The following is a 22,152-nucleotide window of genomic DNA, read 5'->3' as shown; positions in this document are numbered from 1 at the left end:
TTTATGATGGAGTTGTTATAGATGATCAATAAATGGGTCGCAAGGCTGACAACTATCACGATCTGTGGGGTGCTGGCCCTTGGTTTTTGGGGGTATAAGGGATTCAGTGGCTCCGGGAAAACCATTTCCAAGGGAAATTCTTTTAATGATTCGGCCAAAAACCTTGACGAACAGGTCAATATTTTACTCATCGGTGCTGATCAGAGACTGGAGGAAAGAAAATTTAATACAGATTCTCTTATTGTCGCAAGCATTGACCCTAAAACGCAGAGGATAAGTCTATTGTCTATTCCCCGAGATACAAGGATTTTCCTCGCAGGGCATGGATATATAAAAATCAATGCTGTTGCTTCGCTGAAAAATTTAGAAGTCTTGCAAAACAGTGTGGCAGATTTAACCGGCGAGACAATCTCAGGTTACATACTGACAAATTTCCAAGGCTTCAAGAAGATAATTGATACCTTGGGCGGGGTCCCAGTTAATGTGGAAAAGGATATGTATTATGAAACCGGTGATCTGGAGGATGGCTATATTAATCTCCATAAAGGTTTGCAGCGCCTGGACGGTGAGAAAGCTTTGGAGTATGCTCGTTTTCGGCATGATGCACTTTCCGATATTTCCCGAACGGCTCGACAGCAGATTGTCTTAAAGGCTGTGGTCAAAGAAATGGTTCAATTAAGTACGTTACCAAAGCTGCCTTATCTTGTTCCGGAATTAATGCAGGCCGTGTCGACGAATTTATCCGTCAAGGATATTTTGGCAGTGGCTAAGACGGCCGTAAGTTTTAATAGTTCAAATGTTATTTCCCAGACCTTACCGGGGTCATTTTTAGAGGTTGATGGGGTTAGTTATTGGCAGGTTGATCCTCTGGATGTTAAGAAAGTTGTTGCAAATTTGCAGCAAGGGTTGACGACGGACAGAGTCATCGACGAAGAGCCTGTTGACTTATTAAAACCAGTTATTCCGACACCTAGTAAGCCATTGCCTAAAGTCCCAGGGAACAGTCAGGACCCGAATGGGACTCAATCCTCAGATTATGAGATTTTTAATGTTGAAGCTTGCCAAACTACTCCTTGATTTCAGAAGATTATCCTAAATTATAAAATATTATTGGCTTTTAGGACTAAAGACCTATGTGGTTTTCAATAAATTTCTGATATGGTAAATTCAAAGGTAATTTTTTCAATAAGCGGGGAGATTAAGATGCCGGAAGAAGTCGTTCATGGTGATTCTCTCGAAGAAATTAGAGTAGAGTGGGCGACTAAGCTTAAGTTGCCACAAGAAGAGATCGGAATTGAAGTACTGGAGAAACCTAGATTTTTTTCAAAAAAATGGAAAGTTCGTTTGTCTTGGAATGATGTCATTGAGCAAACTCCCGAGGATTTACTTCTAACCCCTACCCAAGTTAAGCGGGAGGATAACAAATATACGTTTGTCTTCGGCGAAGGTGTAAAACGCTTTATCCCTTTTCCTCGGGCGGGAGAAGTTCAACGGAATGGCAGTCCACAGAGCAAGCCCTTTTTTGTTAATTTTGGAGATCAAGTGGAATTTTGCCCTGTGCAGCAAACGGGTCAATTGAGCTGGGAATTGCAAATACGTAATCAGGGATTAGCCGTCGCAGCTAAAGTTAGGCATGAACTTCCGGGACACTATCTTATTCCGGAGGAATTTCCAGCCTCTGAAACTATAGATCTGGCCCAATTTGCCTACTGGGAAGCCCTGCCTATGAGCAGCGAGGCTTGGGATGAGGCGAAGCTGAATCGAGATCTGGAACAGTTACAGATTGTTCACGGACGTCGGCCTCAGTGTTGGTCGGAAATATTGTCCGTGAAAGGTTTTGGTGAAGTTATTGTTGCTGAAGCTACTCCAGTGGTTCCGCCTCAACATGCTCGATTAGAGGACTTTGTAGGGGAGCCTCAGAAAAGTATTGCTTCGGACGAGAATAAGGTTGATTTTTACGCCTCCAAAGTGAAGTTAGTTGAAGAGGGAACCGTTTTAGCCCGTAAAATACCGGGAAAGCCGGGAACTCCAGGAAAAGATGTGTTTGGCAAAGAGATTGGAACAGCCGTGGTCAAGGATTTTCAATTCCGCTTAAAAAAGAATGTCCATCTTTCTGAGGATGGACTTGAAGTTATTGCCTCATGTTCCGGGCAGCCGGTACGAGTTGATGAAAAGACGTACATGGTAGAAAACGTCTATGTGCAAAATCAGGATGTTGATTTAGCAAGCGGAAGTATTGATTTTCCCGGGGATGTTTATGTCAATGGAAATGTTCACGATGGGCTTCATATTTTGGCCGGGGGAAAAATAGAAATTAAAGGTTCAGTTTCCCGAGCCGAGATCAGGGCCGAAAAAGGCGCTAAGATTTATGGGAACATTATGGGCGGCAAGACCCTAATCGGGGAAAAATATGTTGCTCGCTCGCAACTGCTTCGATCGTTGTCTGATCTGCAGGATCAGCTGAACAGCTGTTTAGCTAACACAGCCGTTTTGCTAAAAGCTTCAGGGAACAACAACCTGAAACCGGGACAATGTTTGAAACTTATCCTGGAGAGGCAATATTCCAATCTTCCCAAACTATGTGCTCGAATCGAGAAATATATCCAGGAACATAAAGACGATGAAATGGTATCCGAGGGTTTAGTTATTTCGATCCAAACAGCAAAACGCTTTTTGGTTGGTTTAGGGCCCCTTGAAGTTCAATCAGTGCAGGCCTTACAACGAGTTGATGAAGCTTTGACGCAATATGTTGAAAATATGTCCGTCGAAATCCCGGAAAAACTTAGCCTGGAAGTAGGCTATCTACAAGGGGCAAACGTTGAATGCGGCGGATCGTTTAAGTGTTCAAAGGGAATCTACAACTCAGAAATTCATATTGAAGAAGATGTCGCCATTGAAGGTGTATGCCGGGGTGGGAAAATCTTTGCCGGAGGCGATGTTAAGATTAATGAATTGGGGGGTTCAGGAGTTAGTGCCACCTATGTTCAGATAGGATCTGACAGTAGACTTTCTGTGACGTATTGTCATCAAAATGTTATCATAACAGCGGGAAGAGAAGTTATTCAGATAGAAGAAGACTGCAAACAATTGGAGATTTATCGGGAGGATGGACGCGTACACGTTGATAAACTCAAGGCGAATCCTTTTTAGAGCAAAACGCAAAACGGGGAGAACGCAAAAAATGTGCAAGAGGGACGGTCCTTTTAACACGCTGTGTTAAAAGGACCGTCCCTCTTGATCTAGTCTCTTTGACAATGATTGGAATTGCCGATACACTAAGATAAATGATGAAATAGAGTTTTGAGAGGAAAATCGAGATGAATAGTAGATGAAAATTATGATTGAGTTAGAAGAAGCTAAGGAACTGGTTCTTAAGGAGATAAGGCCTGTCGGGGAGGAAAACGTTTCCCTTGCCAATGCGTTTCAGAGAGTATTGGCTCAGGATGTGACTGCGAAGATTGATATGCCTCCTTTTGACCGTTCTCCGCTGGATGGTTATGCTTATCGTTCAACAGGGCTGGAAGATAATCCCCTGCATCTTGCGATCGTGAGTGAAATTCCTGCCGGAACTTTTTCCGAGCGGGAAATTATGGCCGGCGAAGCGGCAAAGATTTATACGGGCGCTCCGATCCCGCCCGGAGCAAATTGTGTAGTGCGTCAAGAAGACACGGAACGTGATGGGGATCAGGTAACCATTCTGCGTCCGATCATGCCCAACCAAAATATAGTCTATCAAGGAGAAGAAATCAAAAATGGGGATTTGCTTCTCAAACGTGGTTGCTTTTTGACGCCGCCTGCCGTGGGCCTTTTGGCTGCAATGGGTTGGGATCAGGTTAAGGTATACCGTAGGCCGCGTGTTGGTTTGCTTGCTACAGGATCAGAGCTGATGGCTATCGGACAGCCGCTACTTCCTGCTAAAATCTATAACAGTAACAGCTATACGCTTCGCGGCATGATTCAAAATATCGGCTGTGAGATTATAGCGGTTCCGATTGTTTCCGACAAAATTGAAGACACATTGGCAGCCTTAGAAAAAGTAGCTGATGCCGACATCGTTATTTCAACGGGAGGCGCATCAGTAGGGGATTATGACATTATGCGCCATGCCCTTGAGCAATTTGGCTGTGAAATGCTTTTCTGGAAGCTCCGCCTAAAGCCGGGGACCCCTTTAGCGGCGGGCCGAAAGGGGCAGCAGCTATTTTTTTCACTTTCCGGGAATCCTGCTGCCGCTGTAGTGACCTTTGAACTTTTGGTTCGTCCTGCTTTGCGCAAACTTGCGGGTTATTCAGTAATCGAAGGGGAAAGAAGCTTCGTTAAAATGGCTAATGGCTTTGCCAAGGGGGGAAAGCAACGGCGTTTTTTGCGGGCTCGAGCGCTATTCAAGGATGGGGAACTTTGGGCGGATTTAGCGCCTGCCCAAGGTTCAGGAGTTCTGCGTTCCATGGTTGGCAGTCAACTGTTGGTCGATGTGCCGGCAGATCATGGCCCGGTGAGTCCGGGAGAGTTATTATGGGCAAATTGGATAGAACCTTGGGAGAATTAATATGATCGGAACAAAAGGGAAAACTCGGATTCCTGTTATATCAATTGTCGGCAGTGGCTCAAATTCCGGCAAGACAACGCTGCTGGAAAAAATTATTCGTGAGGCAAAGCAGCGCGGTTGGAGAGTTGGAACCCTGAAACATGATGTCCATGGCTTTGATCTTGATCAACCGGGTAAGGACTCCTGGCGGCATGCCCAAGCCGGAGCGGATGTTGTGGCTATTAGTTCACCCCAAAAGATTGCTGTCATAGAAAAGGTGACAGAAGATCAACCCTTAGATGAGGTAATTGCCAGAATCCAGGGTGTTGATGTTATTTTTACAGAAGGCTATAAATCGGGAAACAAGCCGAAAATTGAAGTTTTTCGCTCAGGTGTGCACCAAAAACTATTTTGCCGGCCGGAAGAGCTTATAGCCATTGTCAGTGATCTAACCTTTGATCTCGGCATTCCTACCTTTGGTTTAGATGATGCCTCAGGGATTTGCGATTTAATCGAATCGTTATTTGGAATTCGGGCGAGAGAAAAGTCATCTGAGGGGGAGGATTAGTCTTTCGCTAAGGAAAGCCCAGGGAATACTCAGAGTTTTTCATTGTAATGCATATCGTATTTGTTCCTTTTAATGTTGAGCTTTGTAGTAATAGTATCGATATTTATCCGATCGTAAGACACCTACTTCTACAGTCGTAGGACTTTTACTTCTTTAGGTGGGGGTGGTCACCCATACTTTCGGTTGGGGGCAGATTCCACAACATTTGTTAGGGGCTGGGCGCTTTCGACGAAAGTGTCCATGGGGCACTTTCGTCACTGAATCCCCGATGTTCAGCTTTAGCTGAACGAGTTCACTGGGCACATTATAGGTTATCGTATGACTTTACGGAAGAATCCTTGCCAGGAATTGTGCGGTTTTGGGCAAGAGCGGTAAGGCTAGGAGAGAGGAAAGAACATTGAAGAGAGTATGAGCGTTGGCAACTTGGCGAGAGAGACTTCCGCCCATAAGGTCAAGGCCATTGGCTATGGTACTGACAAAAGGCAAGAAGAGCAGAACGCCAAAAATGTTGAGCAGCACGTGAAAGAGAGCAACTCTTTGAGCAGATCTTGAACTGGCTAAGGCTGCTAAAACAGCAGTGAAACAAGTTCCTATATTGGCCCCGAAAATGAAGGCGAGGGCAGTTGGGAGGGTTATTCGGCCATCTTCCGTCAAGACCATGACGATGCCTGTTGTGGCGCTGGAGGAATGAAGCAGGGCCGAAAGGATTGTACCGGCGAGAACGCCTTTGAGATGGTTATCTCCCAATTGCTGAAGAAATTGCTGAATAGAGGGTTTGTCGGCGAGAGGGGCCATGCCCGCCTGAAGCATGTTCAAGGCAAAAAAGAGAAGACTCAGTCCGAAAAAAGATAAAAAAAGGTAGCGAATTTGACCAGAGATAAATAGATAACCAAGAGCACCAAGAATCAAAAGGTAAGGAATAAACGATTCTACAGAGAAAGCGAGCAGTTGTGTGGTTAGCGTTGTCCCGATATTGCTGCCTAAAATTAAGGCCAGAGCATTTTCGAAGGGAAGCAGTTCCGCATCGACGAAAGAGACGGCCATGACCGTTAAGGCAGTGCTGGATTGAAGCAAGGCAGTGGAGATCGCGCCGGTGCAAAATCCACGGCTGGGGGTTATCGTCATCCAAAGGAGAAATTTGCGCAGGTGATGTCCCGCAAAGGATTGCAGACCCTGTCTCAAGACCTTCATTCCCCAGAGCAGGAGACCCAGTCCTATGATCAAAGTAAGTATGAACAAGGAATCACCTTCTTTCGGAACGATATGAATATCTTCCGTTTGCCATGGTTTACCGCTAATTAAAGTATATGAAAAGGAACTGCGGCAAGAACGTTCTTCAATAATTTGGTGTCTGGCCTTTGATTTTGGACGCCGTTTAATATACATAATGTTGATTCAGCTTTACTTTGGAATGAGTGACTTTTGCCTTGAAGTGACACTCCCTTGACGCGTGCATACCTTACCATAAGAGGTGATGATATGCGAGTTCGTCAAGGGAGTATTCGGGATTGGCCATTTATCTATTCTTTGGGGAAAATCAATATACCGGATAGTGCTTCACCATGGCGCAAGCAGCCGCTGGAGGAAACTCTCAAATATCGGGAAGCTGTTCTTAAAGGTTTTTGGACCTGGATTCAACAGACAGGGTCAATTGTCTTTATAGCGGAAGCTACGGCAGAGGAGTTTAGTGACAATACTCCAATGACGGAGCCGGACGGGAATCAGTCGCTGGGGTATTTGGTGCTCCATCCTTCTTCCCGCGAAGAGTTGACAGGTGTTTATCAGGGATGGATCATGGATTTTGGTGTACTTCCGGAATGGCGTGGCCAAAAGATCGGCGAAAAGTTGCTTAAGGCGGCAGAAGACTATTGTCGGCAGCATGATATCGCTTATCTGGGGCTGGCCTGCAGCAGTCATAATATTCCGGCCCTGCACTTGTATGAAAAGTCCGGTTTCGTCGAGGAACGTAAAATCATGGTCAAATGTTTATAAAAAAAAGCTTGCGACGATCTTCGTCGCAAGTGAAGTAAAAGAGAGGAGTGGGGATTAAAAAAGAAAAACGTGAGACTAATTAAAGTGTATCCCGAGGAGTCCTTATTTATACAGACCCCGGGATATTTTTCTTATGATCTTTAGTGATAGAGAAGGCGCCTTGCAGGTAGGGTACAAGACGAGTTTTAGCTGTCTCTATGGTATAATAACCCTATCAATAAGGGAAATAATAGGTCAACACTATAAGTCTAGGGAAACAGGAGGGCAATTGTGGAACAAAAGGAGCTTAAAACATTCGTTCAGACAGTTTTGACTGAAGCCTCAACCTTTGAGGGGTATGTGATAGTACGTGCTCAGTCTCGTCGGGAATGGAGCATGCGTCTTAGCAACGGTCGTTTTGAGCGTGTTTCAACGGGTGAAGACCATGGTTTTGGAGTTCAGGCTTTTACCGAGAGCGGGGCGACAGGGTTTGCCAGTTCTGATGTTTTAGAGAAAGAGATCGGGCGTAAACTGGTGGCCAAGGCTATTCAGCTTGCCTGCAGAAATGAAGCACTTGGGACGAAGCTCAACCGTCAAATTTGGGATATGTCAAAGGTCAGAGCAGAAGAGGTGAATCCGGCACAAAAGACTTTCGCAGAAGTCCCTTTGGCTGATTTAGAGGGGATGGTTATGACCTTGCACTCAAGGATGAAAACAGCCTTTTCCCAAGCGGTCTGGCAGACCAGTTACCGTCAAGCTGAAGAGATCTGGTGCATTGGGAGAACGGATGGCACCCTGGTATCGTTTGCAGTTCCCCGAGCGGTACTGATGCATCAAGGGACTGTTCGGGCCAAAGAAAAGGCACAAAGCACACTTATTCATCGCAGCGGGATAGATGCTTCAATTCTCGATGCAGAATTAGAGGATCACAGCCTGGAAGAGAAAGCGGTAAATAGGGCTAAGTTTGCTCAAGCCGTATGTACCGCTCCTCAGCTGCCAAGTGGTCATTATCCCCTCATCATTGACTATGGATTGGCTAAAGGTTTGGCCCACGAAGCTTTTGGTCATGCGGTGGAATCCGATCATATGAACGAGTCTGTACTTGGAGAAAAAGGAAAACTGCGGATTGGTTTGCGAGTCGCAAGACCCGGCGTACATATCATTGATGGACCTCTTATGGGAGATTGGGCCTATCAGCCCTATTCAGCCAACGGGCTTCTGCGGGAAACGGTGACGATTGTTAAAGATGGAGTCTTGGAAGCCGGACTTGGAGATGTTTTTTCGGCATCTGAAGCCGGGATGCCGGTTACCGGAGCCGGGAGGGCAGAAAGTTATACCCATGTTCCTTTGCCGCGCATGAGCAATATTCGACTGTTGGTTGATCGCTCGCTTCCTTTGCCTCCATCTCTGTCCTTAATGGATGAGGTGAAGTCAATTCGCGAAATCCTCGTAAACAATGGAGAGATTCTGGAGGGACAGAAAAATCTTCTCCTCTTAGGATATCGGGGCGGGCAAGTTAATCCTAAAACAGGAGATTTTGTCTTTCAATGCGATGGAATCATTGATGTTGCTGATCCAGATTTGCCGATTTACCAACCTTCGATTTTCAGCGGCAAGATCCTTTCGGCTTTGGAAGCAATTCGGGGCGGTTTGGGTGAAGGCTGTTTTGATGCGATTGGAACATGCGGTAAGGGCGGTCAAGCGGTTCCTTCAAGCGGTGGAAGTCACCGCTACTTGCTTATGGACCCTGATCAACAAGTCAGTTTGGGAGGAACACAGGGATGAAACTCGTTGCGCAATTAGAGGAGCTTTTTTATCGTTATCAACAGGCACCGAAGGACGAGACTTTGCGCTTATCTGCTTGGCGCCTGTTAGTCAATGAATCACAAGTTGTCTCTCTGGGGATAAAAGATAATTCTCCCGGAGGAGTATATACTCCTCCAAGCTATCGGCAGAAGGAAAGCGGAGAGGTTTTCTTAGTCTGGGCAGATGGAACTTGCAGCGAGGCTATAGTTCAACTGCAGCCTCAGAGTATGGCAGAGTTTTGGGAGCAGAAAATGCAGCAGTGGAAGCAAGCTGCCTACACTGACCCTGAGGCTTCTTATATTCCTGCTCCCGAAGCGTTGCCTCTCGTGGCTGTTGAAGACAGAACTGTCCGAGAAATTATCGAGGGCGACGATAACGTTTTATTTGACCTAGCCAAGCAGTGGCTCGAGGAAAAACCGGATCAGACCAAAGTTCAAGGCAGCATCCAAGCCGCATGGGGATATCGCAATGTGCGAACGTCTACAGGGCTGGCGGTGACGTATCAACAATCTCAATTTGTGTCTTGGTTTACCTTTGACAGTTTAGTGGGAGGCGGTTTTGCCAAACGGAGGCTTATTCGTCCGGAAGAACAAAAAAAGCTATGGACTCAGACGGTGAAACGCTATGAAGCCCTGGCCGGAGAGGCGCCTGCTGTTAATCCTGAGACTCAGGTGATTTTTTCTCCTGCCATGACTGAAGAACTTTTGGGACAGTTTATCGTCCCTAATTTCTCCGGGGAGCGAGTCATTGAAGGGCAGGGAGCCTTTTCCAAGGAAAATTTCCAAACGCACAAAGAAGTTTTTCATCCTCAGTTCTCTCTGACGATTGATCCTCTTCGGCCGCTTGAATTAGGCTCCTACATGGTTACTTCTGAGGGAGTGCCGGCTCTTCAAACGTCTTTGGTTCATGAAGGAAAGCTGCAAACGCCATTTCTGCGGGTAAAAGATGCCCTTCGTTGGGGTTCGAAACCGACAGGACTGCCCCAGGGGGCTGCAGGGCTATATTTACAGCATACTGTTGAGGAAACCTGGGATAAGATTCTGGGTACTATTGAGGACGGAGTTTTGATTTTATCGGTTCTTGGCTTACATACTCAAGATGCTGTGGCGGGATCGTATTCTCTCAGCGCTCCCCATAGTCTGCGAATTATTAAGGGAGAGATCGTTGGACGCGTTGATGTGAAATTAACAGGAAATTTCTTTAAGGATTTGGCCGCAGCCACAACTAAGCTAGGGCGGTCTGATTTGAGCCTGCATCCATATCTTTTGGTAAGGACCGGGGTGCAGAAATTATAGCGAGAGGGGTTAAAATGAGATGTTGGATTTGCATGTCCATCTTCTGGGGCACGAAGACCGTGAGGCCAATCGGCAAAACATTCGGGCCTTTTTAGAAGAGGCGTCCCGCAAAGGGCTAAAGGAAATCGGATTTGCCGATCATGATTATTATTGGGAGCAAATGAATTTTCCCCTGATCCAAGAGGCAGCCGAGGAGTATCCAAATCTAAAGGTTAGAATTGGTTTGGAAGCGGACTATCGGCTGATGGAAGAAGAGAGAATTCAAAACCTCTTGAATCAGTATCCCTTCGATTTTGTGATTGGGTCTGTGCATGAAATTGCGGGTTGGGCTTTCGATTTTCCGGAAGAAGAGCCGAGGCATCATCAGCAAGAAGCAGATAAACTTTATCGTGAGTATTTTAACCTCGTGACCAAGGCAGCTCAAAGCGGGTTATTCACAACAATCGGCCATTTTGATTTGATCAAAATTTTTGGAGTCCGGCCTACTACGGATATTTTAACCCTTGCCGATGAGGCTTTAACGGCAGTTGCCGAAAAGGGGATGGTTTTGGAGATTAATACCAATGGCAGATATAAACCTGTCCGAGAATTTTATCCGGAGAAGCGGCTTCTGGAAGAAATCAAACGGCGGGGAATCAGTGTTACCTTAGGTTCGGATGCACATAGCGCGGAGGTTGTCGGGCGAGACATTGATGAAGCGATTATGTTGCTAAGGCAGATTGGAGTGCAAGAGGTTGTGGGGTTCAGAGGCTTTGAAAAACTTAGATACACCTTAGCATAGGGGGGAGGAGCCTTGTCTTATCCACTCAACGAAAAATGGTTAATGGAAGAAGGCGCTGCTCAGGCCTTGGTAGCTATCTTAAACAGTCAGCAAGGAAAAGACTATAAGATTACTAAGCATGCCGACAGACCGGATATCGTCATCGAAAATCAACAGAATGGACGTCGTTTGGGAGTAGAAGTAACACACCTTTTTTACGATTCTGAAGAGGCGAGAGCCGTCTTTGGCAGATCCCATGCGCAATGTCACCCTCCCGAATATATTGAAGAATATATTCGGCGTCTGAATGTTCTTCTTCAGCAAAAGAGCGAGAAAGCAAAAGGGTATAGCCATCAAGATCCTCTTGCACTGTTGATTCGAGTAGTTTCTCCGGTTTTTCACATGGTCGATTTTGAAGTATATGCTTCTAAAATCCAAGTTCCTCCTTCAGATTTTGCGATAATTTGGTTGTTGTTTTATGATTTTCAAGCTCGTGCTTGGACACTGCTTGAAAGGTTGCGCTAATTGCCCTTTTGGGGTGGCATAGACTCTCCCTAACGGTGTAACACTATCCAAGTGTTAGTGTTTTTGTAAAGGAGAGGTGTTTTGTCCATGCCTTGGATGGAAATAGAAATTGATTCTTCGTTGGATTGGAATGAAGAGGGCCTGGAAGATTGGGCCTTAGCTCTGGGGGCGTTTCTGACGGAAAAGGGAACAGGGTTGAAGCCGGAGATTAGCAGGTCGTTGGGATATAATGTGGTTCATATGGGAGAGGAAGGGGTCGGAGCCCTGACCTTGCGGAGGGCAGAACGCTTGGTGCTTTTAGATGGGTTAGAGCTGAAAGATTCGGTTGATTACGATTTTGCGCGTTTTGTCGTTCGCTTTGCTGGTCAGATGGGCGCCGTTGGAGTTTGTGCCTCTATCCAAAGCCTGGATGAACGAGTGTTTTGGGAGAAAATCGGAGGAGTTCTGCGGCCGGATCCCCTTCCGCTGGAAGAGGAGATTCAACGAGAAAACGTGGGCATTCAACAACTTACTAAGTTTTCCTTGCTTGTTACCTATGAAGAAGAGCCTGTTCTCTGCCTTGAACCCATTACAGTTAATTGTCATGCGCCGGGAATTATTAGTCTTGCGCAGCGTCGCTTGGAGAAAATGTATGGCGGAAATCCCTTAGGGTTTGCAAGCTGGAAAGCGGTTCATTGTCCTTGGGTAATTAGCCGGGAACAATGGCAGGAATTTTTGGCGTACAGTCGTTTGCAGGCTTTTGAGCTTCTGGCAAAACTCGTCTTTCATAGCTCGCCATTTTAAATAACTTACTATTTGTTTCATACCGCAAATTTTTATATAATATTGACAATCATTAGATGAAGAGGGAAAGAGGGGGTAAGAAATGGCGGCACATGATTTGGCTCACGAATTGGCCCGTACACTTAAAGAATCCGCTGAATTCAAGCAGTTTTACAAATCAAAAGCAAAGGTCATGAGTGATGCTAATAATCATAAGATGGTTCGTGAATTTCAATTAAAACAATGGGAGATACGTGAGGCGCAAATGTTGGAACAAGAAGTCAGCGAGGAAAAACAGCAAGAGCTTGAACGTTTATATAGTCTAGTGAGCATTAATCCAGCAGCGAGGGAGTATTTGGAGGCTGAATTTGAAGTGTCACGAATGGTTAATGATATCCAGAAGATCATTGGAGAGGCCATTCAGGATGCTATGCCTATCGGCTTTGAGGATATGAATCCCTGAATGGCCTCTTGGCTGGCTTGACAGAGGCTATGCCGGATTTGAAGTGGGTGCTTGAGAATGAAAATCGGAATGGTTTGTTACCCGAGTTATGGAGGAAGCGGTGTTGTCGCTGCTGAGCTCGGCTATGCATTGGGTGAGCGAGGTCATGAAGTCCACTTTATCTCTTCGTCTCGCCCTTTTCGCTTACATCGCTATCATGAGCAGCTATTTTTTCATGAGGTAACCGAGGTGAGTTATCCTTTGTTTAAAACCGCACCTTATACCCTGCTGCTGGCTAATAAAATTGTTGATGTCGCCAATTTTGCGGGGCTGGATATTATCCACGCTCATTATGCAATTCCTCACAGCATCAGTGCCTATTTAGCTGTGCAGATGATGGCGAAACCGCTGCCTTTAGTAACTACCCTGCATGGAACGGATGTTACTTTGGTCGGAGCCTATGAAGAGTTTTTTCAATTGACACGCTTAGCCTTAAAGGTGAGTGACCGTCTGACATCTGTTTCTCAAGCCCTTGCTCTGGAAACAGAAAGGACGTTTGGGAAAACAGATCAAGGAATTCAAGTGATTCCCAATTTCATTGATCATAAAGTTTATTGTCCTTTAAGCAGTTCAACGCGACGATGCAGACGGTATTTTGCTCCTCAAGGTGAGAAGATTTTAGCCCATATTTCTAACTTCCGAGAGGTAAAACGCGTGGTTGATGTAGTCGATATTTTCGCTCGGGTTGAGAAGAGACTAGATTGTCGTTTATTACTGATAGGAGATGGGCCTGAGATGAGCCGGGTTGAACGGGAGGTAGTGAGACTGGGTTTAGAAGGCAAGGCCCAATTTTTAGGCAAGCAAGAAAGCGTTCATGAGATTCTCCAGATGGTTGATGTCTTTCTGCTTCCTTCAGAACAAGAAAGCTTCGGGTTAACAGCACTGGAAGCAATGGCTTGTGGAGTTCCTGTCGTTGCCAGCAGAGTCGGTGGATTACCGGAAGTTGTCCAGCATGGGAAAACGGGCTTCCTGAAGGAGGTCGGAGACCTTGAAGGAATGAGTGAAGCAGTTGTGGAGCTGCTCTCTGATGAAGCACGTTACAAAACATTTTCTGAACAGGCAGTCCGCTGGGCCAGAGAGACATTTCCGGTGGAGCGGGCAGTTTCGGAGTATGAGAAGGTGTATGAGAGTGTGGTGCAAAGTCCCAGGTTCAGTGGCTTGAAGAAAATTGTTCCAGGACATTGAGCGGGAACTGAAATAATAATTTGAATTGTGAACAATTCTAGGAAATGTGAAAGGGGGAGGACTATGAACCGGATGACCCTTGATCAGTTTGAAGATGCTTTGGAGGAAATTGGCTATATTACAGAGAGGGATGATCGGATTGCTCTCACGGCCTTTTTAGCGACGGAGTTAGGCAAGCCTCTTTTGATTTCCGGACCAGCGGGAGTTGGCAAGACGGAGATTGCTAAAGTTCTCAGCCAGGTTTTTGGGGCGCCCTTGATTCGTTTGCAGTGTTATGAGGGGTTAGATGAAACGAAGGCACTTTATGAATGGAATTATCAAAGGCAGCTTTTGAAAATTCAAATGAGTCAGGAAAAGTTAAAGGAAGAAGACCTTTTTTCTTCGGATTATCTGCTTCCGCGGCCATTACTGCAAGCCCTTGTCAATCCCGAAAAGAGTGTCTTGTTAGTGGATGAAATTGATAAGACCGATACCGAATTCGAGGCGTTTCTCTTTGAATTATTAGGAGAATTTCAGGTGACCATCCCTGAAATGGGGACAATCAGGGCCCAAGAACCTCCGATAGTCGTTTTGACTTCCAATGGGGAAAGGGATCTTTCCGATGGGCTAAAGCGGCGATGTATTTTTCTTAATGTTGAGCCTCCATCTGTGAACAAAGAAGTCCGAATTTTGCGTAAAAAGGTTGCTGATTTGCCGGAACGTTTAGCTTTAGAGGTGGCTCGTGCAGTTCATATTTTGCGGGGCAGGCTCTCGTTAAATAAGGTGCCTTCAGTTTCGGAAACGATGGATTGGGCCAAGGCCCTGCTGGTTATGGGGAAAAGCGGCTTGGATCCTGCTTGGGTAGAGGCGACATTGACTTTGTTATTAAAAAGTCAAGATGATGTAGACTTGTTTTATCGGGAAATGGGGGCGGAGCAACTTCTCTTTGAAGCGAGCAAACTGGGACAAGAGGAAAGGCGTGCTCATGGAAAATAAACCTGAGAGAGTGAGTGAATTAGACCGCCATTTAGTTGAATTTGCCCAATTATTACGTTCTGTTGGCTTAAAGATCAGTCCTTCGGAGATCTATGATGCTGCACAAGGATTAACGATACTGGGGATGGCAGATAAGAGCAAGGTTGAAGCAGTGTTGCAGGCAACCCTTGTTAAAGATGTCCGTTATATCCCCTCGTTCCAAGAAGCCTTTCGGGCCTATTTTGCCAGTATGAAGCAAAAAGAAGTGTGGCAGAAGGAAACGGCGGAAAAAGCCAGCCAATGGCAGGAACAGTTGGAGCAGGCAAGACAGGATTTGCGTTTTCAGGGAAATGAGTTGGAGATCACGGAAGAACAGAGGGCTGTTTATGCAAGTCTGCCTGAGAACGATAAACAGCGCTTAAAAGATTTCCTGGATAAGTCAGCGCAAGGGACAAAAAGCGGGATCCCCGTTGATCATACATATCAGCCTATGGTTGAACGGGTTCTGCGCGGTTCTTTGGAATATTGGCGCAAACGGTTGAATGAGGACGATCCGATTCTTTCGCCGAGCTCAACGGATGGTGTATTGTCAGAAGTTGAACGGGCCTTACGGGAACGTGAAGCAGACGTTTTAAGCCGGGACTTAAAAAAAATATCCGCAGAAGAATGGCCGGAAGTGACACGCCTAATCCGTCGTCTAAGTCAGCGTCTTGCCACCCAGGTTACACGACGTTATCGTGCTGATCACAGGCGCGGTGGGGTGGAAATGCGGGCAACGCTGCGTAAGAATCTGCGTTATGGCGGAGTGCTCATGGAACGGAGTTACCGCTCTCGGCGCAGGGCACGACTTAAAATTGTTTTGCTTTGTGATATTTCGGGTTCGATGCTCAAATATACCGAGTTTATTTGGCAATTTGTTTATGGACTTTCTGCAGCTGTCAAAGGGATTAAAACCTTTGCTTTTGGCGAAGCTCTCATTCCTTTGTCGGGACAATTAAAAAGAGAGCAAACGTTTGAGGAAATGGTTAAGGAAGCCCTGAAAATTTCGGGAAAAGAATGGGGCGGAGGAACAAATTTTGCCAATGCTCTGGTGACTTTGCAGCAAGCCTTTCCAGCAGCTCTTGCGAAACAAACACTCTTAATCGTAGTCAGTGACGGTCAAACCTTAGAAGGAGAAAAGGCAGCGGTTTTATTGGAACAGATTCGGCGCCATGTTCATGAAGTTCTATGGCTGAATACTCTTCCTAAACGCCGTTGGCAGGAGACTCCTTTTGTTCAAGCATTTCTTCCCAGCTGTCAAATGTATGAATGCTACACTTTGGGCCATTTGACTCAAATTTTGAAGCAACAATTCTAAGCTGGCAGTGTTTATTCTGAGAGCAAACAGAGCATACTATATATGAGCTATTTGTTCTCAATTACACAAAGTGAGGGAAGAAAAATGTTGGAAAAATGTAGAGCCTGCGGTTTTGAACATGAAGATTTAGAACACGTACTCTTTCGAAGAAATCATGTGAGTAATCGTGTCTTGCCTTATTGCTCATATTGTATGCGCCGATTATACCAGGTGCCGTATAGGCCGGAACGCGATCTATAATCTGGTACTAAATTATACATCATGCCCTGAAACATCGTTTTTATGCTTGCCTTTTTTCTTAAGCTTTGGTATATTGACTTTGAAGTTGGAGAAAAAGGGGATGTTTAATCATGGCATATGTTATTAGTACCGATTGTATCAGTTGTGGTGCTTGTGAAGGGGAATGCCCAGTTTCCGCTATTAGCGAAGGCGAAGATCGATACGTCATTAATGCAGATCTCTGCATTGATTGCGGTTCCTGTGCTAGTGTTTGTCCTGTTGAAGCACCAAATCCAGCTTAATTGACGGCATGATTGAAGGATCACAAAAAGGAGAGTTATGACTCTCCTTTTTCATTGACAAACAACTTACATTAGTTTAAAATTTAATTAAAAATTATTTTAATTATAAGGAAAGGGGGTTTTCTCTTTGGATGCGATAGAAATTCTTAAGCAATTAAAGGATAAAGGTGTCCGCTTTACGCCTCAGAGACAGGCAATTTTGGAATTTCTCCTTGGTACTACGACTCATCCCACTGCCGATGAGATTTATCATCATGTCAAAGCGAAGTTTCCAGGCGTGAGTTTAGGGACCATTTATAATACATTGAACATGCTTAAAGTTCATGGACATCTTTTAGAATTGTCTTACGGGGATATGTCAAGCCGTTTTGACGGCAATCCTCATAATCATTATCACATTGTCTGTTCAAAATGTGGTAAGGTCGTAGATTTTCATCGCCCCCTCATTGATCTTTCTCAGGAAGCGCAGGAAAAATCCGGTTTTGTAATTCTTGGCCATCGTCTGGAATTCTATGGTATCTGTCCGGAATGCCGCCAGGATGAGGTGCTAAACTGATCAGGATTGTTATGAATGACCAATGAACCCTCTTGTGCAGCAGTGACAAAGTCACTCTCTGCCAAGTGGGTTTATTTTTTTAAAGGCAAGGGTTTTTAAGGTTTTGCACGAATATAATGCGTATAAATCTTCTGGATATTGAAGGAGCTATTATGTTCAATCGACGCATCATTGTTTTTTTAGCAGCATTTGTTTTATTAATCGGATCATTATGGTGGAACTGGCACAATCCTGCAGGACTGGCTCTCCAAGTGGGCCAAAATGTAATAAGTTCAAGCCGTTATACGCAGGCTTTGGATGGGACGTGGGATCGCTTTTCTTCGTTACGACAGGCCTGGACAACGGAATCAGAACGTTCTCAAGGGAAAACTAACCAATCTATTTTAACTGCCGGACGTCCTATGACATTACCTTCAAGTGAAATGTTTTCCATAGGGGCGAAGCGGTTTCGTGTGCCGGCAGAATGGAGCTCCAGAACCATGCTCCTTACCTTAAACGGGGTGCAGGGGCATGTGTCAGTTTACTTAAATGGGACAACAAGCCCTGATAAAATCGGAGACTTTGAGGGAAGCGGCGGGGCAGACGTTGTAGAGATACCTCCCAAGGCATTTCGCTATGGAGAAGATAATATTTTAATCGTTGCACTTTCCTCAAGTATTCAGCAGCGAACCATGTTTTTAGGGTCATCCTGGCCGGAATTAGGACGAATTACCGGGGATGTTAATTTAGAGGCCGTTGTTGAAACGACGTTGACAGAGCCGCAGCTTAAGGTTACCTGGAATAATACGACTGCCCAGGTTGCAGTTACTACAGAGCTTTGGCACCATGACTTTACCCCTGAAGGTCCTTGGACGGTTTATGGGGTTATTTCTGACGGATCAGCCGGTGTTGCCGAACAGACTATCACGGTTCAGCCCCAGAATAATGCTGATCATCAAGCGGTTAATCTCCTGTTTACAGTTCCGAATGCCCGGCGCTGGACCCCCCAATCTCCTTTTCTCTATCAGCTGCATCTGACAGTAACGAACAACCGCGGAGATATTGATGATTTAGCAATTCCTCTTGGACTAAGGACGATTGCTTTTTCGTCCGGGAAATGGCTTTTGAATGATCAAGCGCTTGCCATTAAAGGCGAAGCCTTAACCCCTGATGAGGAATACAAGATCCGTCATACCGGACAATTGGCGTCTTGGCTTAAGGGTGAACAGAATAAAGGGATCAATCTTATCTACTTCATAGGTCAGTACCCTGATGAGCTCTGGCTGAAAACGGCTGATCAGGCGGGGATGGGCATATGGGCAGAATTACCCGTTGCCGGGGTTCCTTCCAGCCGGCTTGCTAAGACTGAAGGTGCGGTTAAGATTTCTGCGGAAAAAATGATTCACCCCTCGCTCTGGGCCTGGACAGTGGGTAAGGGGTTGGATTTTGATTCAGCAGCTCAGACCTATTTGCAGCAAGCAGCAGCTAAGGTTCAGCCTGATTTGGCTTTTGCCATTAGAACCATGCCGGGTTCGGTAACCGGGCTGCCTGATGCTCAATCTTTGCTGGTGCAAGGTAATACGATTCAAGGATCTTGGGGAGAGGTCAAGGCAGAATCATTATCTCTGCCCAGTCCTGTCTGGGCAAAAGAACCGATAGTTTCGGGATTCTGGGCGTTCTTGATGATTTTTATAACTTGGATGAATATCCGTTCTGTTACTTGGCGTTATAAAGAATTAGGAGCGGCTAAACCGAGAAGGCGTTTGCGCAATGCGTGGCTCTGGAACGGATTGCTTGTTCTGGTACGGGAAGGCTTAATTGGCGGGCTGATCACCTCAGCTTTATATCGTATTCCGACGAATTTCAGTCCTTGGTTTGTCCATTTATGGCCGGGCATCGAGTCATTGCAGGAGCAATCTCCTTGGCTGATCTGGGGATTGGTAAGCATGTTAGGCATTCTTATGAGGCTATTGCAGGTTGGTGTTGCCGCTCCTCATTTGCCTAATGCTCCTCATGTCTTAGGCGTTCTTTATTGGCTTGAACGACGTTATTACTTTGCAGTTTTAGTTGCCCTTGGCTGGGCCGCGTTGTCCTGGGGAATTCCAGTATACGTTCCTTTGCTCGGCTACTTGCTGTTTAGTTGTTTGCTGTTTCCTCTTCGTGTCCATGATATCCATCGCATAGGGGGGCGTTACTTGCCATTTTTGCTGGTACCGGGGATTTTTGTTGGCTTTATCCTGGTCTGGGGAGCTTTTCACTATGCAGATGGAATTTATTTGTGGCATCTGCTGAAAAATTGGGATTTTAGATCCTTGTCCTTTAAGTTTTCTCTTTAAGTATTAGCCGGAAAGGGGTTAGGCCAATGTATAACGTTCAGTTTAAACCGAATTTCTTGACTTCGGGGGTTGGCAGTGTCCCTCACACTAGGGGCGAAGAGGCTTTGGAGTTAATCTGGTCGAGTATCCCGCGAGCGCCTCATTGGCCCCAGCTTCCTGGACTGGGGGCTGAAAGTTCCTTTGTAGCCCAATACCTTAAGGCATTGTTGGAAACAGGCGTTATCGAGGATGTTAATGCCCCAAAGTTCCAGATTGAAGCGAAAGACTGGACTGAGCGGATGACTGCTTTCTTCGAACTATATTTGAAGGCCTTGGACGGTGATGAAGAGGCTTTGCAAAAATTCGGTTTTAGTGACGCAGGCGGGAAAGGCTTTGAATTGTTCTGCCGCGACTTGGAATTAAACGGAACTCGCAATGCGGTCCTCTTAAAGGGACAGCTTAGCGGTTCATTGACTTTGGGAATGCAGATAACGGATAATCAGAGAAAAGCCAGTTATTATAACGAAACTTTAAAGGATATGCTGGTCAAGAACTTGGCGATGCATGCGGAGTGGCAGACGAAACGACTCCAATCCTTTGGCTTACCGGTGCTGATGACTATTGATGATCCTGGTCTCTATGCTTTTGGTGCCTCGACACACGTGACTCTCGACAGAACCCAGCTTATTGAGGAGTTAAATATCATTGCCGGAGGAATTGTCAGGCAGGGGGGAATTCCAGGGGTTCATGTTTGTGCGGGAATGGATTGGACACTAATTTTTGACTCCGCGATCAAAGTTCTTAATTTTGATGCTTATAGCTATATGCCTAGTATGATGGTCTTAGGGGAGCCTCTCAATGAATTTTTGCAGCGTGGGGGAATTCTGTCCTGGGGGATTGTGCCTACAAATAATAATGCCTGGGAGGAAAATGGTGACACTATTAGAAGACGCCTGGAAGACAATATTCGGGAACTTGTTAAACGGGGTGTGGATGAGTCTCTGCTGCGGCAGCAAAGTATGCTTACCCCCAGCTGCGGAACAGGAACATTAAGTAAAGAGTTAGCTGAACATATTTATAAATTGTTAGTGGATATCGGAAGTTATTAAAGGCTCAGGATAGCAGTAAAGAGGAACCACTCCCATTTGTAGAATGCGATTGGATAAACAGTGTAGGAAGGAGAGCAGGGAAATGCTGACAAAAGAGATGACAGTTGGTCAAGTATTGAAATTATATCCTCAAACGGTTCAGATTTTTTTAGAGTTGGGTATGCATTGCCTCGGCTGCCCTTCATCGGCTACGGAAAGCCTGGAAGGAGCCGCCTTGACTCATGGGCGGGATCCTAATAAATTAGTTGCTCAGCTTAATGAGGCAATTACGGGAAAAGGTTAAAGTGCTTTTAGGTGAAGAAAAACGAGAAAACAGAGGGAGAACATACGCTGTTTTTTAGCGCTATAGGAACATGGGGGAGCTGACTTTCGTCGGCTCTTTTTTTGCTTTCTCCCCCACGTAATGGTGCAGTCGCTGGCTTCATTTGTGTTAAGACTAGCTAAAACAAGATTTCTTTAAAGAAATAGCTAAAAACTTGGACTAACTTTAAATCGTCAATTGGAAAGCAATGAATTCTAGGTGAATATTATAAATTACTGTTAGCTTTTTTCGCTATATGTTGTGGAAACGGTACATACAGTCCGTAAAATGGGACATTCATCAATGAGAAAAATAGATATGCAAGTGAACTCCACCCCCACTTATCGAAGTGGTGGTCTTAAAAACTGAAAAATATTAAGAAATTTATGGTACATACACAATATAACTGTTAAACCATATATTGTTATTAACCAAAAGGAAAAACAGCCGCTTAAGGTTAAATGATCTGAACACTGAAGGAGGAAATTAATATGGAATTACGTTCCGTTGCTTATAATCCTGCACTTGGTATGGGTGGAATGTCAGGAATGTCAGGTATGGCTCCGGATGCTCAAGGAATGGCAGGGATGCAGGGTGCTCAAGCAATGCCTGGAATGATGGGCGCTCAGGCAATGCCTGGAATGATGGGTGCTCAAGCTATGCCCGGAATGATGGGGATGCCGGAAGCAGGAATGCATCAAGGAATGTATGCAGATCCTTGTTGTCCGATGCCTTGCCCCCCGATGTCGTGTCCTCCGGAACCAATGGTGCACAGCACTATGCCGGAACCAACTCCAGCTCATGAAGTTTATGTTGTTAAAAAAGGTGACACTGTATACAAAATTGCTAAACGTTATGGAACAACGATGCAGGCGATTATACTGGCCAATGATTTGCGTAACCCAGACCTGATTTATCCCGGTCAAATCTTATTTATCCCTGGAGCTTCTGCTTACTAGAGTTCTTTTGCCACCTGAAAGAAAATATCGTTATAAATCCCAAAGAGACGCAGCAATAGCTTTCGATAAACTATAAACAAATAAATTAGCCCTATAGAGTGCGTTTTGATTTCTATATGCTCCCCCTGTGTGACAGTCAACATGGTAAACTGTTTATTACAGGGAGGAGCATTTTTATTTTTTACATTTTAGGGGCCTTTTTTGT

At 45.5% G+C, this 22,152-nt stretch carries 21 protein-coding genes; 20 read left to right on the top strand and 1 reads right to left on the bottom strand.

Translation table 11 applies throughout. The features are described from left to right. The first annotated feature begins 21 nt into the window (after positions 1–21). The 4 genes from B5771_RS12025 to mobB all read left to right on the top strand — a co-directional run bounded on the left by B5771_RS12025 (position 22) and on the right by mobB (position 5,090). On the top strand, positions 22–1,077 hold the full coding sequence (locus B5771_RS12025; protein ID WP_088187708.1) for an LCP family protein: 1,056 nt from the start codon (positions 22–24) through the stop codon (positions 1,075–1,077). Between the two features lie 126 nt (positions 1,078–1,203). Next, positions 1,204–3,150 (top strand): FapA family protein, encoded by a 1,947-nt coding sequence (locus B5771_RS12020; protein WP_088187707.1) that lies wholly within the window; start codon positions 1,204–1,206, stop codon positions 3,148–3,150. 178 nt (positions 3,151–3,328) lie between these two features. Beyond that, positions 3,329–4,543, top strand: a complete 1,215-nt coding sequence (gene glp, locus B5771_RS12015; RefSeq protein ID WP_088187706.1) for a gephyrin-like molybdotransferase Glp — start codon at positions 3,329–3,331, stop codon at positions 4,541–4,543. A gap of 1 nt (position 4,544) precedes the next feature. After that, a complete protein-coding gene (gene mobB / locus B5771_RS12010; RefSeq protein ID WP_088187705.1) occupies positions 4,545–5,090 on the top strand; it encodes a molybdopterin-guanine dinucleotide biosynthesis protein B in 546 nt (181 codons plus the stop codon). A 324-nt stretch (positions 5,091–5,414) separates the two neighbouring features. On the opposite strand, the gene B5771_RS12005 is transcribed toward mobB, so the two are convergent. Further along, positions 5,415–6,329: a Na/Pi symporter gene (locus B5771_RS12005; RefSeq protein ID WP_282433341.1), complete on the bottom strand. Its 915-nt coding sequence runs from the start codon at positions 6,327–6,329 to the stop codon at positions 5,415–5,417. Positions 6,330–6,569: 240 nt separating this feature from the next. Between B5771_RS12005 and B5771_RS12000 the strand changes: the two genes are divergently transcribed. The 16 genes from B5771_RS12000 to B5771_RS11925 all read left to right on the top strand — a co-directional run bounded on the left by B5771_RS12000 (position 6,570) and on the right by B5771_RS11925 (position 21,947). Further along, positions 6,570–7,082 (top strand): GNAT family N-acetyltransferase, encoded by a 513-nt coding sequence (locus B5771_RS12000; RefSeq protein WP_088187703.1) that lies wholly within the window; start codon positions 6,570–6,572, stop codon positions 7,080–7,082. A gap of 270 nt (positions 7,083–7,352) precedes the next feature. Next, on the top strand, positions 7,353–8,846 hold the full coding sequence (locus tag B5771_RS11995) for a TldD/PmbA family protein (RefSeq protein WP_088187702.1): 1,494 nt from the start codon (positions 7,353–7,355) through the stop codon (positions 8,844–8,846). Next, positions 8,843–10,162 carry a metallopeptidase TldD-related protein gene (locus tag B5771_RS11990; RefSeq protein ID WP_088187701.1) on the top strand — a complete coding sequence of 440 codons (1,320 nt, stop codon included), beginning with the start codon at positions 8,843–8,845 and terminating at the stop codon, positions 10,160–10,162. Before B5771_RS11995 ends, B5771_RS11990 begins: the two co-directional genes overlap by 4 nt. A 19-nt stretch (positions 10,163–10,181) precedes the next feature. Then, positions 10,182–10,943: a histidinol-phosphatase gene (locus B5771_RS11985; protein ID WP_088187700.1), complete on the top strand. Its 762-nt coding sequence runs from the start codon at positions 10,182–10,184 to the stop codon at positions 10,941–10,943. Between the two features lie 12 nt (positions 10,944–10,955). After that, on the top strand, positions 10,956–11,447 hold the full coding sequence (locus tag B5771_RS11980) for a hypothetical protein (protein WP_088187699.1): 492 nt from the start codon (positions 10,956–10,958) through the stop codon (positions 11,445–11,447). An 87-nt stretch (positions 11,448–11,534) separates the two neighbouring features. Next, positions 11,535–12,230, top strand: a complete 696-nt coding sequence (locus B5771_RS11975) for a hypothetical protein (protein WP_088187698.1) — start codon at positions 11,535–11,537, stop codon at positions 12,228–12,230. A gap of 82 nt (positions 12,231–12,312) precedes the next feature. Then, a complete protein-coding gene (locus tag B5771_RS11970) occupies positions 12,313–12,672 on the top strand; it encodes a YlbF family regulator (RefSeq protein ID WP_047810800.1) in 360 nt (119 codons plus the stop codon). Positions 12,673–12,729: 57 nt separating this feature from the next. Further along, entirely contained in the window at positions 12,730–13,896 is a 1,167-nt protein-coding gene (gene bshA, locus B5771_RS11965; protein WP_088187697.1) for an N-acetyl-alpha-D-glucosaminyl L-malate synthase BshA, read from the top strand. A gap of 72 nt (positions 13,897–13,968) precedes the next feature. Next, positions 13,969–14,871, top strand: a complete 903-nt coding sequence (locus B5771_RS11960) for a MoxR family ATPase (RefSeq protein WP_088187837.1) — start codon at positions 13,969–13,971, stop codon at positions 14,869–14,871. Then, positions 14,861–16,207 carry a VWA domain-containing protein gene (locus tag B5771_RS11955; protein WP_088187696.1) on the top strand — a complete coding sequence of 449 codons (1,347 nt, stop codon included), beginning with the start codon at positions 14,861–14,863 and terminating at the stop codon, positions 16,205–16,207. Before B5771_RS11960 ends, B5771_RS11955 begins: the two co-directional genes overlap by 11 nt. 350 nt (positions 16,208–16,557) lie before the next feature. Then, positions 16,558–16,728, top strand: coding sequence for a 4Fe-4S binding protein (locus B5771_RS11950; protein WP_047810796.1), 171 nt, complete (start codon positions 16,558–16,560; stop codon positions 16,726–16,728). A 127-nt stretch (positions 16,729–16,855) separates the two neighbouring features. Next, a complete protein-coding gene (locus B5771_RS11945; protein ID WP_047810795.1) occupies positions 16,856–17,284 on the top strand; it encodes a transcriptional repressor in 429 nt (142 codons plus the stop codon). Positions 17,285–17,436: 152 nt separating this feature from the next. Then, a complete protein-coding gene (locus B5771_RS11940) occupies positions 17,437–19,599 on the top strand; it encodes a glycosyl hydrolase (protein ID WP_088187695.1) in 2,163 nt (720 codons plus the stop codon). 26 nt (positions 19,600–19,625) lie between these two features. Continuing rightward, positions 19,626–20,687, top strand: coding sequence for a methionine synthase (locus tag B5771_RS11935; protein WP_088187694.1), 1,062 nt, complete (start codon positions 19,626–19,628; stop codon positions 20,685–20,687). A gap of 82 nt (positions 20,688–20,769) precedes the next feature. Further along, the gene (locus tag B5771_RS11930) at positions 20,770–20,970 is read left to right on the top strand and encodes a DUF1858 domain-containing protein (RefSeq protein ID WP_047810792.1); all 201 of its coding nucleotides are present in this window, start codon (positions 20,770–20,772) and stop codon (positions 20,968–20,970) included. 509 nt (positions 20,971–21,479) lie between these two features. Further along, positions 21,480–21,947 carry a LysM peptidoglycan-binding domain-containing protein gene (locus tag B5771_RS11925; RefSeq protein ID WP_088187693.1) on the top strand — a complete coding sequence of 156 codons (468 nt, stop codon included), beginning with the start codon at positions 21,480–21,482 and terminating at the stop codon, positions 21,945–21,947. Positions 21,948–22,152 lie beyond the last annotated feature (205 nt).

Source organism: Desulfosporosinus sp. FKA (assembly GCF_002196785.1).
In the GTDB taxonomy this organism is placed as follows: domain Bacteria; phylum Bacillota; class Desulfitobacteriia; order Desulfitobacteriales; family Desulfitobacteriaceae; genus Desulfosporosinus; species Desulfosporosinus acididurans.
Note: the sequence above shows the minus strand (reverse complement) of the source record. Positions and strands in the feature narration are given on the sequence as shown.

Coding starts and splice junctions, on each gene's coding strand:
- B5771_RS12025 (WP_088187708.1), top strand. CDS start 22: ATGATCAATAAATGGGTCGCAAGGCTGACAACTATCACGATCTGTGGG.
- B5771_RS12020 (WP_088187707.1), top strand. CDS start 1,204: ATGCCGGAAGAAGTCGTTCATGGTGATTCTCTCGAAGAAATTAGAGTA.
- glp (WP_088187706.1), top strand. CDS start 3,329: ATGAAAATTATGATTGAGTTAGAAGAAGCTAAGGAACTGGTTCTTAAG.
- mobB (WP_088187705.1), top strand. CDS start 4,545: ATGATCGGAACAAAAGGGAAAACTCGGATTCCTGTTATATCAATTGTC.
- B5771_RS12000 (WP_088187703.1), top strand. CDS start 6,570: ATGCGAGTTCGTCAAGGGAGTATTCGGGATTGGCCATTTATCTATTCT.
- B5771_RS11990 (WP_088187701.1), top strand. CDS start 8,843: ATGAAACTCGTTGCGCAATTAGAGGAGCTTTTTTATCGTTATCAACAG.
- B5771_RS11985 (WP_088187700.1), top strand. CDS start 10,182: ATGTTGGATTTGCATGTCCATCTTCTGGGGCACGAAGACCGTGAGGCC.
- B5771_RS11975 (WP_088187698.1), top strand. CDS start 11,535: ATGCCTTGGATGGAAATAGAAATTGATTCTTCGTTGGATTGGAATGAA.
- B5771_RS11970 (WP_047810800.1), top strand. CDS start 12,313: ATGGCGGCACATGATTTGGCTCACGAATTGGCCCGTACACTTAAAGAA.
- bshA (WP_088187697.1), top strand. CDS start 12,730: ATGAAAATCGGAATGGTTTGTTACCCGAGTTATGGAGGAAGCGGTGTT.
- B5771_RS11960 (WP_088187837.1), top strand. CDS start 13,969: ATGACCCTTGATCAGTTTGAAGATGCTTTGGAGGAAATTGGCTATATT.
- B5771_RS11955 (WP_088187696.1), top strand. CDS start 14,861: ATGGAAAATAAACCTGAGAGAGTGAGTGAATTAGACCGCCATTTAGTT.
- B5771_RS11950 (WP_047810796.1), top strand. CDS start 16,558: ATGGCATATGTTATTAGTACCGATTGTATCAGTTGTGGTGCTTGTGAA.
- B5771_RS11940 (WP_088187695.1), top strand. CDS start 17,437: ATGTTCAATCGACGCATCATTGTTTTTTTAGCAGCATTTGTTTTATTA.
- B5771_RS11935 (WP_088187694.1), top strand. CDS start 19,626: ATGTATAACGTTCAGTTTAAACCGAATTTCTTGACTTCGGGGGTTGGC.
- B5771_RS11930 (WP_047810792.1), top strand. CDS start 20,770: ATGCTGACAAAAGAGATGACAGTTGGTCAAGTATTGAAATTATATCCT.
- B5771_RS11925 (WP_088187693.1), top strand. CDS start 21,480: ATGGAATTACGTTCCGTTGCTTATAATCCTGCACTTGGTATGGGTGGA.